Raw genomic sequence first — 16,084 nt, 5'->3', positions numbered from 1 at the left:
TCGCTCCTCTCGGGAGAGTGAAGTCATTGCCGTGAAGCCGGACGATCAGGTCGTGGCCCAGGCGGGTTGTCCTTGCTCGTAAGGGGTACATCCATCATAACGACCTGGCACCGCGACATAGCGCAGCACCTCCTTGGCGCCGACTTCCGACGTGAAAAATCCGAACAGCGTCAATTGCTTGATCATGGTGAAATAGTGGGGATCACCATCGCTTGCCGCCTGGGTCTTGGCCTGGGCATCGAGCCGGCGTACCAGTGTCTCGCGCTGGCCGGCATCCAGGTTCAGGAAATCGCGGTCATATTCCGCACGGCTGAGGGCATCCAGCTTCACCAGGCCATCATGGAAGATCGCTTGCTCCTGCGGGGTATAGCAATCGGTGACGAACACGGTCATGAACTCGCCAACTCTGGCGTCCTTGGCGCCGGGCGTATCGGTCCGCGGCAGGATGGTTTCCGCCACTTCATCCAGAAGCCGGGTATCCCGGGCACTGAAACGCCCCTTCCCGTTGTCGCTGGCGCTATAGGCGAACACGGCATTGCCACCGATCATGGCCGTGCCGGTCGCGACGGTGATCAACTTCAGCAGTTCACGGCGGTTCATCACAGGTTCCTCTTCTTCAGCTCGCTGACCGCATGATCGACCGCTCGGGCGGTCAAGGCCATGTAGGTCAAGGATGGATTGACGCAGGATGCCGAGGTCATGCAGGCACCGTCCGTCACGAAGACATTCGGCGCATCCCATACCTGGTTGTGACGATTGAGTACCGAAGTCGTCGGATCACGCCCCATGCGCGCCGTACCCATCTCGTGAATACCCATGCCCGGCGCGTAGTCGTCTTCCTCGCCCTGGACATTCTTCACGCCGGCCGCTTCCAGCAGGTCGACCGCGTCCTGAACCATGTCCTTGCGCATGTCCCGCTCGTTCTGCTTGATCTCCACATTCATGGCCAGAACAGGCAATCCCCACTTGTCAGTAACACTTCGATCGAGAGAAATACGGTTCTCGTGGTAGGGCAGCATTTCGCCGAAACCGGTCATGCCGATCGTCCAGCCGCCGGGCTGACTGAGTGTCTGCTTCAGGTCTGCCCCGATGTTGAGTTCCGCGATCTCGCGATCCCAGCGCTGCCGACTGGCCGAGCCCTGATAGCCGAATCCACGCAGATACTGGCGCCTATCCTCCCCGACATTGCGGAAACGCGGGATATAGAAGCCCGCCGGCCGGCGTCCGAAGTAGTACTTGTCCTCGTAACCTTCCACATCGCCGCTGGCACCGCAGCGGAAGTGGTGATCCATCACGTTGTGCCCCAGCTCGCCGCTGCTGCTGCCCAAGCCGTCTGGCCAGACATCCGTGGCGGAATTCATCAGGATCCAGGTGGAATTGAACGTGGAGGCGTTGAGGAAGATCACGTCGGCCGTGTATTCGTAGGTCTGATTGTTCTCGGCATCGATGACCTCCACGCCCCGCGCACGCTTTCTGTCCTTGTCGTAGAGCACCTGGGTCACGATGGAAAAGGGACGCAAGGTCAGGTTGCCCGTGTTCATGGCCACCGGCAGCGTGGATGACTGCGTGCTGAAATACGCACCATAGGGGCATCCCAGCCAGCACTTGTTGCGGTATTGGCAGTTCACCCGGTTCTGTTCGGGTTTTGGCTGCGTGATATTGGCGACCCGACTGTGAATGAGGTGTCGAGTGCCGCCAAAGGCCTTCTCGATACGCTTGGCAACATCCTCTTCGACGCAATTAAGCTCGATGGGCGGAAGGAACTGGCCATCGGGCAGGACATCCAGCCCCTGGCGGCTGCCTGCTATGCCGGCAAAGCGCTCGACATAATCGTACCAGGGGGCCATATCCTCGTACCGAATGGGCCAGTCGATGGCAACGCCTTCGCGCAGATTGGCCTCGAAATCCATGGGGGACCAGCGATAGCTCTGGCGTCCCCACAGCAACGAGCGACCACCCACATGATATCCACGAAACCAATCGAAGCGCTTTTCTTCGATATAGGGATTGTCTTGCTCATCTGCCCACATTCCCATCGTGGATTCGTTCAATGGATAGTCACGCTTGAGGACCGGAAACTTCTCCTTCATTTCCTGCGTTGGCTGATCCCTGTGAGGGTAATCCCAGACCTCCTTGGACGCGTTCTTGTAGTCTTTGACATGTTCAATGTTTCGACCACGTTCGAGCAGGAGGACCTTCAGTCCTTTCTCGGTAAGCTCCTTCGCTGCCCAACCGCCACTGATGCCTGAACCGACCACGATTGCATCATAATGATTTTCCGCCACGGCTTCGCTCCTTTGTTATTGAACTTGAGGCCTGCGTCACACGTCACACGTCTTTATTGCCGACGCCAGCGACCTCTTCTTCTCTTCATTGCTTTCCCCGCTTGGCATGAACTCCTGCGCCACATAACCTTCAAATCCCGTTTCCGTTATGGCGCGCATGATCGCCGGATAGTAAAGCTCCTGGTTATTATCGAGTTCATGTCGTCCCGGGACACCCGCAGTATGATAGTGGCCGAAATACTGGTGGTTTTCGCGAATGGTTCGAATGACATCGCCCTCACTGATCTGCATATGGTAAATATCATACAGAAGCTTGAAGTTCGGGGAGTCGAGTCTCTTGCACAATGTTATCCCCCAGGCAGAGTTGTCACACAGGTAATCAGGGTGATCGATCTTGCTGTTGAAGAGCTCCATCTGCAGCGTGACACCCTTCTTCTCTGCATGTCCCAGGACTTTCTTTAGCCCCTCTTCCGCATTGGCGAGTCCCTCTTCGGGCGTCATGCCCCTGGCATTGCCACTGAAGCAGATAAGGTTCTTGTAGCCAGCCTCGCTTACCAAGTCGATATGCCGGCGATAACTTTCCACCAGGGCAGGATGAAACCTCCTGTCACCCCACCCATCCTCCAGGTTCGGCTCCGCACCATTGCACATGGAGGAGTCGATGCCATGGCGCTTGAGAATGTGCCATTGATCCGGCCCCACCAGATCAATGGCGGAAAACCCGATCTGCCTGACAAGCTGGCAAAGCTCCTCCAGGGAGAGAAAATCGAATGTCCAGCGTGCTACGGAGTGATGGACATTACCCTTTAGCGCCGAGTCCCGGGGCTTCTTGTCCGCAAGGGCGACAGGGCCAAGCGAACCCAGCGCCATTACGCCAAGAGAGCCGGTCGCGGCATTGCGCAACAGGCCGCGCCTGCTGATAAGGTGTGTCGCCATATTCATTCGCTACCATCGAGCCATCATCATGGAAAACCTCTCACCATTTCTTTCGGTCAGAGGTTTTCCTTCAGAAAGCGGTTGCCATCCGTGATGACCTCTTCAGGATCGAGAGGGTGGTCATGCTCGATGATGTACCACTCGGCACCAGCCTGCTTGACGGCGGGAAGTATGGCTTTCCAGTCCAGCACGCCTTCACCCAGCGAGGTAAATCCTCCTTCGTCTTCTGCCACCCCTTCAGGCGCATTATCCTTGGCATGTACGGCAAACAGGCGTCCATCGAAGTGAGTGACATACTCGGCAGGATCGAGACCGGCCCGCTCGACCCAGGCAAGATCGATCTCGCTCATCAGGCCAGGTCCTGCAGCATTGAACAGAAGCTCAAGCGCCGTCTTTTCACCATACTTCTGCATTTCGAAATCATGGTTATGATAGGCGAGCGTCATCCCTTCTTGTTCAAGCTCGTCTACCATCCCTCCAAGCTCCTCCCCCAACCGTTTCCAGCCCTCGGCATTGTCCGGGCGAGCGTCCTCCTCCAGATAGGGTATGACAATGGTGTCGTTGCCAACGAACTTGTTGAAATCGACGATCTCGCTGCTATCACTGCGCAGATCATCAAGGCCAACATGCGCGGCGATGATATCGAGATCGTACGTGTCCAGGAGCTCATTCATGCGTTCCGCTGAAACGCCATGATCCCCTACGGTTTCTATCGCCTTGATGCCAGCCCGATTGACGGCGGCAAACTGTTCTTCCGTGGTGCCATAATCTCTCATCGTATACATCTGTACGGCGATGGGAGGAGTGAGACTGTCTTCCGCTGCGACAGCAGGTGTCGTGACGAAAGCCCCCATCATGAACATGGAGGTCATGGTGAGAAGGCGCGTCATCCTTGATGTGATGCGGTAACTGTTTCTTGCCATTTTTGCGGTGCTCCCCTTCTTGCTTATTGTCACGGGCCGCTGTCATTCATGCCGACCTGAGGGTGGCCATGATTCACCTGATTGCGGAATGAAGACACTCGGTATGTAACCGGTTACATACCTATAGGCAATTTACCTTAGATCCGCAAGAGATGTATCGACAACACCTGTTACGATAAGTATCGATATCTCTCTATATCTTGTCTGAACCCCTCAACCATGCCGACTAAAGACGACAGCATGAAGAGTGGAAAATAAGTAAAACTTTGGTCGATAAAACCTTAGTCTATTGGACATGATTCGCTTGCTTTAGCTACTAGGCGACCATCCTCACTACCCGATACCCGAGAACTGTCTCGAGAATCATCACCCGGGGCCTTTGAGCCCCTCGGCAATGCATGGACAGCTCAAGCGATTTTCTCAGAGTGACGGAGACAAGAACGAAGGTGCCTGTGCGATATCTCGCACACACAGGCAACCAGAGTGTGTGGCATTTCGCCCCGAACGACGATCAGTCACTTCGACCTTGGTCGTAATGCAAAAATATAACTCTCTGAATAAAAATCCATTTTTATAAAATGGAGCATTCCTTGCTATAAATTGGGAGCGTACCCCAGACCGATCCTGTACGGGATCGGCATCCCACAACCAGAATGCAAGGGAGACACGCCATGACCCTCAAGACTCGCCTGATTACCGGCACGCTGACCAGCGCCATGCTGATCGCCGGCACGGCCCAGGCCGATCGCGCTGACTGGCCAGAAAACTTCACCGTCGGCACCGCCAGCCAGGGCGGCACCTATTTTGTCTACGGTTCCGGCTGGGCCAACCTGATCGCCGACGAACTCGGCCTGTCCGGCGGTGGCGAAGTCACCGGCGGCCCCAACCAGAACCTCGCCCTGGTTCATGGCGGAGACGTGGCATTCGGCCTGACCACCATGGGGCCAGCCGCCGACGCGGTGGCCGGCGAAAGCTCCCTGGCGCCGGGCGTGCCGATGGACAACGTCTGTGCCCTCTTTCCCATGTACGAGACCCCGTTCTCCATCACCGCCCTGGCCGACAGCGGCATCGAGTCGATTTCCGACATCCCCGATGGCGCCAGCATTGGCTTTGGTCCGGCGGCTTCCACCTCCGATACCTACTTCCCGGCCATGCTCGAGACCCTGGGCGTCGAGTTCGATCGCCGCAACGGTGGCTGGAACGACCTGGGCGGCCAACTGCAGGATGGCCTTATCGACGTCATCGCCTTTGCCGCCGGCATTCCGATTCCTGCCGTCAGTCAGCTCGAGGTCCAGACCGACGTGAACATCATCGAGTTCACCGAGGAGGAGCAGGCCAAGGTGATGGAGGAGTTCCCGGTTTCCGCCTTCGAGATCCCGGCCAGCACCTACGAGACCCTCGAGGAAGATGCTCGCGCTGTCTCCATGTGGAACTTCACCATCGCCGGCTGTGACCTGCCCGAAGACTTCGTCTACGAGGTCACCAAGCTGAGCATGGAAAACAACGACAAGATGCGCGACATCCACCGCAGCGCCGAATTCAGCGTGCCGGAAAACCTCAAGTACAACACCGTGCTGCCTTTCCACCCGGGTGCGGTGCGCTGGTACGAGGAGAATGGCTACGAGATTCCCGAAGACCTGAAACTGTAAGCGTCTTCTCGACCCCTTGCCCCGTGCCGGCCAAGCCGGTGCGGGGCTGCCCGTCTGCTCCTCCGTTCCACACCCAAGGGTGTTTTCATGTCGCATACTCCCGAACCCCGTGACGAGGCCGCCACCGACAACGTTCAGCCCGTCAATGCCGAGGGCGTCGATGAGGTCGCCGCAGAGCCCAATCGTCGCCTCTACAGCGGCTGGCAATGGCTGCTCTTTGGCATCCTTGCCATCGCCTACTCTCTCTTTCACCTGGTCTCGCTCAATGTCTACCCGCTCGAGACCTGGTCGTTTCGCATCCTGCACATCGCCGGCGCCCTGATCCTCGGTTTCGGTTTCTATGCCGGTACCCGGTTCGCCGACGATGACAGTCAACGTTCCGCTACCTGGATGCGCTGGCTCAGCTATGCTCTGCTGGTTCCCGCGCTCTATGCCCTAGTACGCGTGGTACTGATGCAGCAGGAAATGAGCGCCGGCGCCATGCGCATCGCCCCCGAGATCGAGGCCTGGCATTTCGGTTACCCGCTGATCCTGGCCACCGTGGCCGGCATTCTGCTGTCCTGGGGCTATCGCCAGGTCCAGCATCGCCTCTCGCCGGCGGACCTCGTGCTGATGATCTGTGCCATGGCCGTGGCCGGCTACCTGCTGGTAATGTTCAATAGTCCGCTGCGGGCCTCCACCGGCACCTCCTTCGCGCCCATGGGCATATCCTATGCGGCCATCGCCGGTTCGCTGCTGATCCTTGAGCTGACCCGGCGTGTCGCCGGTCTGGCGCTGGTGATCATCTCGGCGATCTTCCTGGGCTATGTCTTTGCCGGCCCTCACTTGCCGGGGTTTCTCGGTTATCCGGGCCTCTCGATCGGCCGCTTCTTCAGTCAGGTCTACACCGACGCGGGTATCCTCGGACCAACCACGGCGGTGTCCTCGACCTACATCATCCTGTTCATCATCTTCGCCGCCTTCCTGCAGGCTTCCAAGGTCGGTGACTATTTCGTCAACTTCGCCTTCGCCGCGGCAGGCCGGGCACGCGGTGGCCCGGCCAAGGTATCGATCTTCGCCTCAGGCCTGATGGGCATGATCAACGGCACCTCGGCCGGCAATGTGGTATCCACCGGCTCGCTGACCATTCCGCTGATGAAAAAAGTCGGTTATCCGGCGCGCAGTGCCGGCGCCATCGAGGCCGCGGCCTCCACCGGCGGGCAGATCATGCCGCCGATCATGGGCGCCGGGGCCTTCATCATGGCCGAGGTCACCGGCATCCCCTATACCGAGATCGCCGTGGCGGCGCTGATTCCGGCCATCCTCTATTTTCTCTCGATCTACTGCATGGTGGATTTCGAGGCGGCTCGCAAGGGCATGCGCGGCATGCGCAGCGACGAAATTCCGAAATTCCGTCGCCTGGTCAAGCAAGTCTATCTGTTCGCACCGATCATCATCCTGATCGCCGCCCTGTTCATGGGCTACTCGGTGATTCGTGCCGGCACCCTGGCCACCGCCTCTGCCGCCGTGGTGAGCTGGCTGTCCCCGAACAAGATGGGCATCCGCGCCATTCTCCAGGCACTGCAACTGGCCGGCAGCATGTCGATCCAGATCATTGCCGTGTGCGCCTGCGCCGGTCTGATCGTCGGCGTGATCGCCCTGACCGGCGTCGGTGCCCGCTTCTCCTCGCTGCTGCTGGGCCTGGCCGGCGTCAGTCAACTACTGGCGCTGTTCTTCGCCATGTGCATCTCGATCCTGCTGGGCATGGGCATGCCGACCACGGCGGCCTATGCAGTGGCCGCCTCGGTGGTGGCGCCAGGCCTGATCGAGATCGGCATCCAGCCGCTGGTAGCCCACTTCTTCGTGTTCTACTTCGCCGTGGTCTCGGCGATCACCCCGCCGGTGGCGCTTGCCTCCTATGCGGCGGCGGGCATCTCCGGCGACCGCGCCATGGGCACTTCGGTGGCTTCGTTCAAGATCGGCCTGGCCGCGTTCATCGTGCCCTTCATGTTCTTCTACAGCCCGGCAATGCTGATGGAGGGTTCCTGGATGCAGATCCTGCGGGTCGGTGTCACCGCCACTCTGGGGATCGTGCTGCTGTCGGCCACCGTACAAGCCTGGTTCTTCGGTCCGGTGAAGGCCTGGCAGCGTATCGTCATGCTGATCGGCGCGCTGTGCATGATCTATGGCGGCCTGATCACCGACGTGGCCGGCCTGGCCATCGGGATTGCACTCTTCCTGCTGCAGCGTGGCCGCCACGATGGCGGCACCCGCTCGGTGGCCTCCGGCTGAGACTTCCCGCCCATCAACGCAAAGGGGCCCCGCCGAATCATTCGGCGGGGCCCTGTCATTTTTCGACCGAGACGGGCAAAGCCCTGATCGCAGGCTGTGCGACTCAAGTACGCAGGTTGTCCAGCACCTTCAAGGTCGGCTCGGCCTGGTTGAGCGTATAGAAGTGCAGCCCCGGGGCGCCGCCGTCGAGCAGGCGCTGGCACAGGCCCGAAATCACGTCCTCGCCGAAGGCGGCAATGGCCTCGCTGTCATCGCCGTAGGCTTCGAGCTGCTTGCGAATCCAGCGCGGGATCTCGGCACCACAGGCATCGGAGAAACGCGCCAGCTTGGTGTAGTTGGTGATCGGCATGATGCCCGGCACGATCGGCGCTTCGACGCCCAGGGCACGGGCGCGATCGACAAAATGGAAATATGCTTCGGCAGTGAAGAAATACTGGGTGATGGCGAGATCGGCCCCGGCCTGCATCTTGCGAGCAAAGTTTTCCACATCCCGTTCGAAGCTGGGCGCCTGTGGATGAGACTCCGGATAGGCCGCCACGGCAATCTCGAAATGCTCCCCGGTCTCCTCGCGGATGAATTCGACCAGCTCGTTGGCATAACGCAGCTCACCGACTCCGCCCATGCCGGATGGCAGATCACCACGCAAGGCCACCAGCCGTTTGACACCATCCTCCCGGAAGCGCGTGAGCAGATCGCGCAACTGCGCCTTCTCGCTACCCACGCACGACAGATGGGGCGCCGTGTCGATACCGCACTCGCGCACTGCCTTGACGGCATCCAGGGTACGATGCTGGGTAGAACCACCGGCACCATAAGTCACAGAAAAGAAGCGCGGCTCCCGTGAGGCCAGGGCATCCCGGGCACGCATCAGCTTATCGCGCCCGGCATCGGTATTGGGCGGAAAGAATTCGAAGCTGATATCCAACGGGGATTGTGGCGCGCTCATCGGTGATTCCTCATTTGCATCGGTGGCGCCGCCATTGTGACGATTCCCGGACATCGGGACCAATGAAAGTTTCGCCGGGCGCCATCAATATCATTCATATAACCATCGGCTCAACGATAACCTGAAGATCTAAGAGAGTCGATGAGCCTCTCTGCCACTGACAGCGTTCTTCCGCCCAGGCATGATAACCCTCCGCTTCGACTCAAGGATGGAGATACCATGACCCTGGAGCCCGGCACGCTGATGGGTCCGCTATGGACGCTTCTGGCCTTCGTCGGACTCGGCTGGCTCGCCTCGCGCCGCCTGTCCGTCGATCCGCGCCCCATCGCCACCCTGCTGATCTATCTGATCGCGCCTCTGACCTTCTTCCGAGGCCTGGTGCTCGGCGGCCCCACTCCCGCCTACCTGCTGGTGACCGGCGCACTCTTTCTCTGCGCCAGCCTGATCGCCCTGGTGATCAACCGCCTGGCGCGCCACTCACTTCCCGCCGAGGAGAGCGCTGTCCTGGCCTTCTCCGCCGGTACCGGCAACACCGGCTACTTCGGCCTGCCGGTTGCTCTGGTGCTGCTGCCCCCGACAGGCGTGACGCTGTATCTCTTCGCGGTACTGGGCGTGACGCTCTACGAATTCACCGTGGGATTCTACCTGAGTGCCCGAGGACGCTTCTCGGCCCGACAGAGCCTGTTCAAGATCGTCCGCCTGCCCTTGATCTACGCCTTTCTCGCGGCACTGCTCGTCGAGGGACTGGACATCGGCGTGCCTGATGCCGTCATGGAAGGGCTCGAGGTCTTTCCGCCGACCTATACCCTGCTGGGCATGATGATCATCGGCATGACGCTCGGCCGGGTGACGCTTCGGCAGTTCGACTGGCGCTTCATTGGCGCCTGCGTGGCGGTTCGTTACCTGCTGTGGCCCCTTCTGGCGCTTGGGGTCGTGCTCGGCATGCAGGCCACGGTCGGGATATCGACAGAACTTGCCATGGCGCTGCTGCTGGTCGGTGTGGTCCCCATGGCCGCCAATGTAGTGGTGGTGGCCATGGAACTCGGCATCGCCCCGGAGAAGGGGGCCCTGGCAGTGCTGATCACCACCCTGGCCGCGCCGCTGCTGATACCGCTGTACCTTGGATGGATGGCGCCACTGGTCGGCGGCTGAGGGTCACGGCGTACGAGTGGCGGCCTCGACGGGGCCTGCCCAGCCTTCCCGGGGAACAGGGGCGGTGACTGGTGGCTCCACCGCGATCACCTCACCGCGCCAGTCGATCAGCTGCAAGCGGCCATTGGGCGTTTCCATCAGCGCCGTGCAGTGCTCCACCCAATCGCCATCGTTGCAATAGAGCACGCCATCCCGGGCACGGAAGCCGGCCTTGTGGATATGCCCTCCCACATAGCCATCCAGCCCTTCACGAGAGGCCTGGTGCAACGCGGCCTGCTCGAACTGGGCCACATAGCGTCGAGCGGCACCGCTGCGACGCTTGAGCGCGGACGCCAGCGACCAATATGGCATGCCCAATAGTCGACGCCCACGATTGCACCAGCGATTGAGTGCCAGCACGAACTGATGCATGCCATCCCCGAGAGCCATCATCCAGGGTGCCATGCGCACATGGGTATCGAACTCATCGCCATGGCTGATCAGCAAGCGCCGGCCATCAGCGGTGGCATGCACCATGCGGTGCTCGATGCGTACACGATGGACGCGCAGGCCACACAGCCGCCGGAAAGCGGCATCGTGGTTGCCGGGAATGTAAATGATCTCGCAGCCGCTGCGTGCCAGACGCAACAGGCGCGCCACCAGCCGCTGCTGCGCCGGCGGGAGTACCGCGCGCTTGCGCATGGCGATCAGATCAACGATGTCACCGACCAGATAGAGGCGCTCGGGACGCACGCGACGCAACAGACGGGCCAAGAGCTCCGCCTGACAGTCGCGGGTTCCCAGGTGGACGTCGGAGACGAACAGGGTTCGCACGGACATGGGATTCGACATGGGGCATCCTCCTGACGATGCCCCTACAGGCTGACCCGCCGCCATGACCATGCCATGGCGGCCAGATGACGATATTGTTTCGTTAAAAGCTGGAAGACAGCACGCCCCCCGACAGCATGGGGGCAAGGTTTTTTCTTCCAGCTTCAAGCTTACGACTTCATGCTCCCGGCGAAGCCGGGTTGTTCAGTACCGATAACTATCGGGCTTGTAGGGCCCTTCGACCGGTACGCCGGTGTATTCGGCCTGGGCAGGCGTCATGTGCGTGATCACGCCACCGAAGCCTTCGACCATGTAACGCGCCACCTCCTCGTCCAGATGACGCGGCAACACCCGGACACCCAGCGCCCCGCGCTTGTCGTCCTCGGACAGCGCGGCAAAGCCCGCCTCGAACAGATGTATCTGGGCCAGCACCTGGTTGGCAAAGGAGCCGTCCATCACGCGGGAGGGATGACCGGTGGCATTGCCCAGGTTCACCAGACGCCCTTCGGAGAGCAGGATCAGGTAATCGCGGCTCCGCGGATCGTATTCGCCTGGATCGCTGTCCCGATACACCTTGTGCACCTGGGGCTTGACCTCTTCCCAGTGCCACTGGCGACGCATGTAGGCGGTATCGATCTCGCTGTCGAAGTGGCCGATGTTGCAGACCACGGCCCCGGCCTTGAGCGCACGCAGCATCGGCGCGTCGCAGGCATCGATATTGCCGGTGGCGGTCACCACCAGGTCGATCTTCTGCAACAGGTCTCGATCGACGCTCTCCATGCCCTGATTGATACCGTTCCGATAGGGCGACACCACCTCGAAGCCGTCCATGCAGGCCTGCATGGCACACAGCGGATCGATCTCGGCGATCTTGACGATCATGCCTTCCTGCCGCAACGAGGCTGCCGACCCCTTGCCGACATCGCCGTAGCCCATCACCAGGGCCTGCTTGCCGGCCAGCAAGTGGTCCACGCCACGCTTGATCGCATCGTTGAGGGAATGACGGCAACCATACTTGTTGTCGTTCTTGGACTTGGTCACGGCATCATTGACGTTGATGGCCGGTACCTTGAGCGAGCCCTCCCGCCACATGTCGAGCAGGCGGTGCACCCCGGTGGTGGTTTCCTCGCTGATGCCATGGATGGCATCGAGCAGCTCGGGGCGCTTGTCATGCAGTAGGGCGGTCAGATCGCCCCCATCGTCCAGCACCAGATTGGGCTTCCAGCTATCGGGGCCTTCCACCGTCTGCTCGATGCACCACCAGAACTCTTCCTCGGTTTCACCCTTCCAGGCGAAGACCGGAATGCCGGCAGCGGCGATGGCGGCGGCGGCATGATCCTGCGTCGAGAAGATGTTGCATGACGACCAGCGCACCGAGGCGCCGAGGTCGATCAGCGTCTCGATCAGCACCGCGGTCTGGATGGTCATGTGAATACACCCCGCGATACGCGCACCGGCCAGCGGCTGGCTGTCACGATAACGCTCGCGAATTGCCATCAGAGCGGGCATCTCGGTCTCGGCGATGCGGATCTCGCGGCGGCCCCAATCGGCCAATGCGATGTCGGCGACCTTGTAGTCCACATGGGTGGCGGCGGATACGGCAGGCTGGTTCATGCATCACCTCTTTCCCTGGGAAAAACGTGACCTTCACTATAGGCAGCCGCGCGAAAGGCGGACAAGCCGATATGCCCTAGCGAGATGCCTGGAACCCGGCAACCCCTTCCTCGCCCAGGCGTTCGGCCAGGCCTCGAACCTCGGGATCGGTAAAGAAGTCGTGCAGGGCTTCCGCCCGTGTCTCACCTACCTCGGGCAAGGATTGCCACTGCGCCAGATCCCGCGAGACCAGCGTCGACCACTCCGCTTCCTCACCGGTCAGCGCCCCCGGGGGCGCACCCAATGCCTCCAGCCAGGCCTCGAAGGGACGCTGTCGAGCCGTCGCGAACGCCTCCATCAGTTGTCGACTCCGTACCTCACCGATACCCGAAGCCGAATCCAGCGCTTCGGCGGAAAGCGACATCCAGTCGAGCAGGTCAGTCACCAGGCCCGCCTCGACCAGCGAGCGCCAGGTACCGACTCCTATGCCAGACAGGTCCAGAGCCTCCGGCCCTCCCAGCCACGCCAGGCGCTCGAGGAATTGGTCCTCGCAACCCGGCGATGGATGCCAACAGCTCAGGGCGTGGTAATCGGAGGTCGGTGGCGGCTCCACCTCGGGGCGCGAGACGGCCCGCCAGGCAACGCTATCCAAGCGCGGGATCGTCTGTCCGGCCAGGCTGATGGTCACGGCATCGCCGGGGCGAATGTCCAGGGTTTGCCAGCGACCGAGCGAGCCCACGGTCACTCGGCGAATCGTGCGCCCCGCCAGACTCACCGGCACAAGGTGCAACAAGGGAGTGATGCGCCCCGTACGGCCGACGCGGAACTCGACGCCCCGCACTCGCGCCAGCGCCGAACGTGGCGGGTATTTCCAGGCCGCCGCCCAGTCCGGCGGTTCCTCGGACCGCGCCTCTCCGCCAGGCCGCCGCCCCTGCTTGAGCACTACGCCATCGGTGGCGAAGGGCAATGGCGAGCGATACCAGGTGTCACGCTGGTTCAGGACGTTCTGCAGCGACTCGACCGGCAAGGTCCAGTCACTCGAGTCGGGGAATCCCAGCTCTGCCAGCCGTGCAAGACGCTCCGGCAACGCCGCCGGGCCATCGGGCCAATCCCAGACGAACAGACCAATACGCCGAGCCTCGGCATCGCCGAGCGTTTCACGGGCCAGCCAGCCGGCCACTTCACTGCGTGCACCGGCAGTGCCCCGCTCGGCCTGAACATGGTCGTCGAGTCGACGATAGAGCTCCCCCAGGACCACGATCCGCTGCTGCGTCGGCAACTGCGTCGGCACCTCGGGAATGCGCCGTACGCTAGCCGTCCAGTCCTGTCCCGTCCGCCCGTCTCCGCGGCTGATGGCACGGTGCAACCGCCCACGCTCGTATACCAGGGTGACCGCCACCCCATCCACCTTGGGCTGCAACCAGACATCCTCTCGCCTGGCCAGCCAGGCGCCCGCCTCGACGGCATCGTCCAGCTTGTCAAGTCCCGCCTGGGGGACAGGATGGGGCAGCTCGCCGGAAGCGTGAGCCGGCGATGGCGAAGACGCGACGGAAATACCGGGGAAGCAATCACGCCAGGCATCGAGGCGCGCCTGGGCCTGATCGTAGATGTCGTCATCGACCGGCGAACTGCCGTCCCGCCGATATGCTCGGTTCCAGGCGGCAAGTCGATCGTGTAGCGCTATGATTTCCCGTTCTGCGCGCCCTTCCGACCAATCCGGGCAGGCGGCGAGAAGGGTCGATGGCCAGATCGACCACAACGCCAGAACGACGAGTCGAAGCATGGCATGCACCTCCAGGCCCTGCGATCCTGCTTCGACCCTAGCAAGGAGGCACGAACGCCGCCACTGGAAAAAGCGGCGGCACGTTGTGCGAAATCAACGACAAGCGCCATGGGGAATGGCGCTCGGTGTACGCCTCGTGTCGGCTCAAAGACCGGCGGCGGCCCGCAGGGCATCGGCCCGGTCGGTCTTCTCCCAGGGGAAGGCCGTGAAGGTCTCGACATGCTCTTCGCCCTGGGTATCGGTCCAGGTGTAGCTGTGCTCGAACGGCTCGCGGCCGAAATGGCCATACGCCGCCGTCAGCTGATACATCGGGTGCTGCAGATCGAGCATGCGGGTGATGGCGTTGGGGCGCAGATCGAAATGCTCGCGCACCAGCTCGACGATGCGTTCGTCGCTGATGCGGCCGGTGCCGAAGGTATTGACCGACACCGAGGTCGGCTCGGCCACGCCGATGGCGTAGGACACCTGGATTTCGCAACGCTCGGCCAACCCGGCGGCCACCAGGTTCTTGGCCACGTAGCGGCCGGCATAGGCAGCGCTGCGATCGACCTTGGAGGGATCCTTGCCGGAGAAGGCACCGCCGCCGTGGCGCGCCATGCCGCCGTAAGTGTCGACGATGATCTTGCGCCCGGTCAGGCCACAGTCGCCCACCGGGCCGCCGATGACGAACTTGCCGGTCGGGTTGATGTGGTACCGGGTGGTCTCGGTCAGCCACTCGTCGGGGATCACCTGCTCGATGATCTCGCGGCGTACCATCTTGCGCAGCTGTTCCTGGTCGATGTCCGGGTCATGCTGGGTGGACAGCACCACGGCATCGACGGCGCAGGGCTTGCCGTGCTCATCGTAACGGAAGGTCAGCTGGCTCTTGGCGTCGGGTCGCAGCCAGGGCAGCAGGCCCTGACGGCGCAGCTCCGACTGGCGCTCCACCAGGCGATGCGCGTAGTGGATCGGCGCCGGCATGTAGGAGTCGGTCTCGTTGGTGGCGTAACCGAACATCAAGCCCTGGTCGCCGGCCCCCTGGTCCTCGGGCTTGGCCCGGTCGACCCCTTGGGCGATATCCACGCTCTGCTTGCCGATCAGGTTGAGCACCCCGCAGGTCTCACCGTCGAAGCCCACATCCGAGGAGGTATAGCCGATATCCAGAATGACCCGACGCACCAGGTCTTCCAGATCGACCCAGGCGGAGGTCGTGATTTCGCCGGCAACGATCGCCACACCGGTCTTGACCATGGTCTCGCATGCCACCCGCGCATTCTTGTCGCGGGCAATGATGGCATCGAGCACCGCATCGGAAATCTGGTCGGCGATCTTGTCCGGATGCCCTTCGGACACGGACTCGGAGGTGAAAAGGGAGTATTCGCTCATGGCGTCCTCGACCCTCTGCTGGTGGGATAACGGCGGCAGGGCACGCCGCCGGGACAGACGGTGACGCAGGCCGCGGGCGGCGACGCTCGCGCCATGGCCCGGGCAGACCGATTGGCTGCGAATTCTACACGCTCACCGCCCGCCTTCCTAGCGACACCGAGCCAGCTGACGGCACAGTGCCGCCCTGCATTTGAAGGCAGGTCGCATCTCGGCGACAATAAGCGACCGAATTCGGCCGCGCCGCCCGCGTCTTGCGGCGCACCCAGCCAGATACACGCCCGGCCCCTCCCCGGCCGGACGGTGTTCGCAGACTACCGCCGCAGGCGAGGAGCAACCCCAATGCCATCCCGTTTCGAACTGGCCAATGCCAT

Annotated in this window: 12 protein-coding genes; 3 read left to right on the top strand and 9 right to left on the bottom strand. The window is 61.7% G+C overall.

The window, feature by feature from the left end:
- Positions 1 to 45 precede the first annotated feature (45 nt).
- Genes HSDC_RS16205 through HSDC_RS16190 form a run of 4 tightly spaced genes read right to left on the bottom strand, consistent with a single transcriptional unit; the run spans position 46 to position 4,144 of the window.
- On the bottom strand, positions 46 to 600 hold the full coding sequence (locus HSDC_RS16205) for a gluconate 2-dehydrogenase subunit 3 family protein (RefSeq protein WP_064700999.1): 555 nt from the start codon (positions 598 to 600) through the stop codon (positions 46 to 48).
- Complete coding sequence (locus HSDC_RS16200) at positions 600 to 2,285, bottom strand: GMC oxidoreductase (RefSeq protein ID WP_064700998.1); 1,686 nt, start codon at positions 2,283 to 2,285, stop codon at positions 600 to 602. Before HSDC_RS16200 ends, HSDC_RS16205 begins: the two co-directional genes overlap by 1 nt.
- A 36-nt stretch (positions 2,286 to 2,321) precedes the next feature.
- On the bottom strand, positions 2,322 to 3,221 hold the full coding sequence (locus HSDC_RS16195; RefSeq protein WP_137055370.1) for a hydroxypyruvate isomerase family protein: 900 nt from the start codon (positions 3,219 to 3,221) through the stop codon (positions 2,322 to 2,324).
- Positions 3,222 to 3,277: 56 nt separating this feature from the next.
- The gene (locus HSDC_RS16190) at positions 3,278 to 4,144 is read right to left on the bottom strand and encodes a sugar phosphate isomerase/epimerase family protein (RefSeq protein ID WP_137055372.1); all 867 of its coding nucleotides are present in this window, start codon (positions 4,142 to 4,144) and stop codon (positions 3,278 to 3,280) included.
- Between the two features lie 671 nt (positions 4,145 to 4,815).
- Here HSDC_RS16190 and HSDC_RS16185 point away from each other — a divergent pair.
- Together HSDC_RS16185 and HSDC_RS16180 are read left to right on the top strand one after the other, a co-directional pair.
- Entirely contained in the window at positions 4,816 to 5,793 is a 978-nt protein-coding gene (locus HSDC_RS16185) for a TAXI family TRAP transporter solute-binding subunit (RefSeq protein WP_064700995.1), read from the top strand.
- Between the two features lie 87 nt (positions 5,794 to 5,880).
- Positions 5,881 to 8,064, top strand: coding sequence for a TRAP transporter permease (locus tag HSDC_RS16180; RefSeq protein WP_064700994.1), 2,184 nt, complete (start codon positions 5,881 to 5,883; stop codon positions 8,062 to 8,064).
- 103 nt (positions 8,065 to 8,167) lie between these two features.
- Here HSDC_RS16180 and metF read toward each other — a convergent pair whose 3' ends face one another.
- A complete protein-coding gene (metF, locus tag HSDC_RS16175; RefSeq protein ID WP_064700993.1) occupies positions 8,168 to 9,010 on the bottom strand; it encodes a methylenetetrahydrofolate reductase [NAD(P)H] in 843 nt (280 codons plus the stop codon).
- Between the two features lie 219 nt (positions 9,011 to 9,229).
- Here metF and HSDC_RS16170 point away from each other — a divergent pair, with 219 nt between their 5' ends.
- Complete coding sequence (locus tag HSDC_RS16170) at positions 9,230 to 10,162, top strand: AEC family transporter (RefSeq protein ID WP_064700992.1); 933 nt, start codon at positions 9,230 to 9,232, stop codon at positions 10,160 to 10,162.
- A gap of 3 nt (positions 10,163 to 10,165) precedes the next feature.
- Here the strand turns inward: HSDC_RS16170 and HSDC_RS16165 are convergent, their stop codons facing one another.
- From HSDC_RS16165 to metK, 4 genes are all read right to left on the bottom strand, one after another.
- The gene (locus HSDC_RS16165; RefSeq protein ID WP_082920081.1) at positions 10,166 to 10,993 is read right to left on the bottom strand and encodes a UDP-2,3-diacylglucosamine diphosphatase; all 828 of its coding nucleotides are present in this window, start codon (positions 10,991 to 10,993) and stop codon (positions 10,166 to 10,168) included.
- A 183-nt stretch (positions 10,994 to 11,176) separates the two neighbouring features.
- Entirely contained in the window at positions 11,177 to 12,586 is a 1,410-nt protein-coding gene (ahcY, locus tag HSDC_RS16160) for an adenosylhomocysteinase (protein ID WP_064700991.1), read from the bottom strand.
- A gap of 76 nt (positions 12,587 to 12,662) precedes the next feature.
- Entirely contained in the window at positions 12,663 to 14,348 is a 1,686-nt protein-coding gene (gene ligB / locus HSDC_RS16155) for an NAD-dependent DNA ligase LigB (RefSeq protein WP_064700990.1), read from the bottom strand.
- A gap of 144 nt (positions 14,349 to 14,492) precedes the next feature.
- The gene (gene metK / locus HSDC_RS16150) at positions 14,493 to 15,713 is read right to left on the bottom strand and encodes a methionine adenosyltransferase (protein ID WP_064700989.1); all 1,221 of its coding nucleotides are present in this window, start codon (positions 15,711 to 15,713) and stop codon (positions 14,493 to 14,495) included.
- Positions 15,714 to 16,084: the final 371 nt, after the last annotated feature.

It is taken from the genome of Halomonas caseinilytica (assembly GCF_001662285.1).
Classification (GTDB): Bacteria; Pseudomonadota; Gammaproteobacteria; order Pseudomonadales; family Halomonadaceae; genus Halomonas; species Halomonas caseinilytica.
Note: the sequence above shows the minus strand (reverse complement) of the source record. Positions and strands in the feature narration are given on the sequence as shown.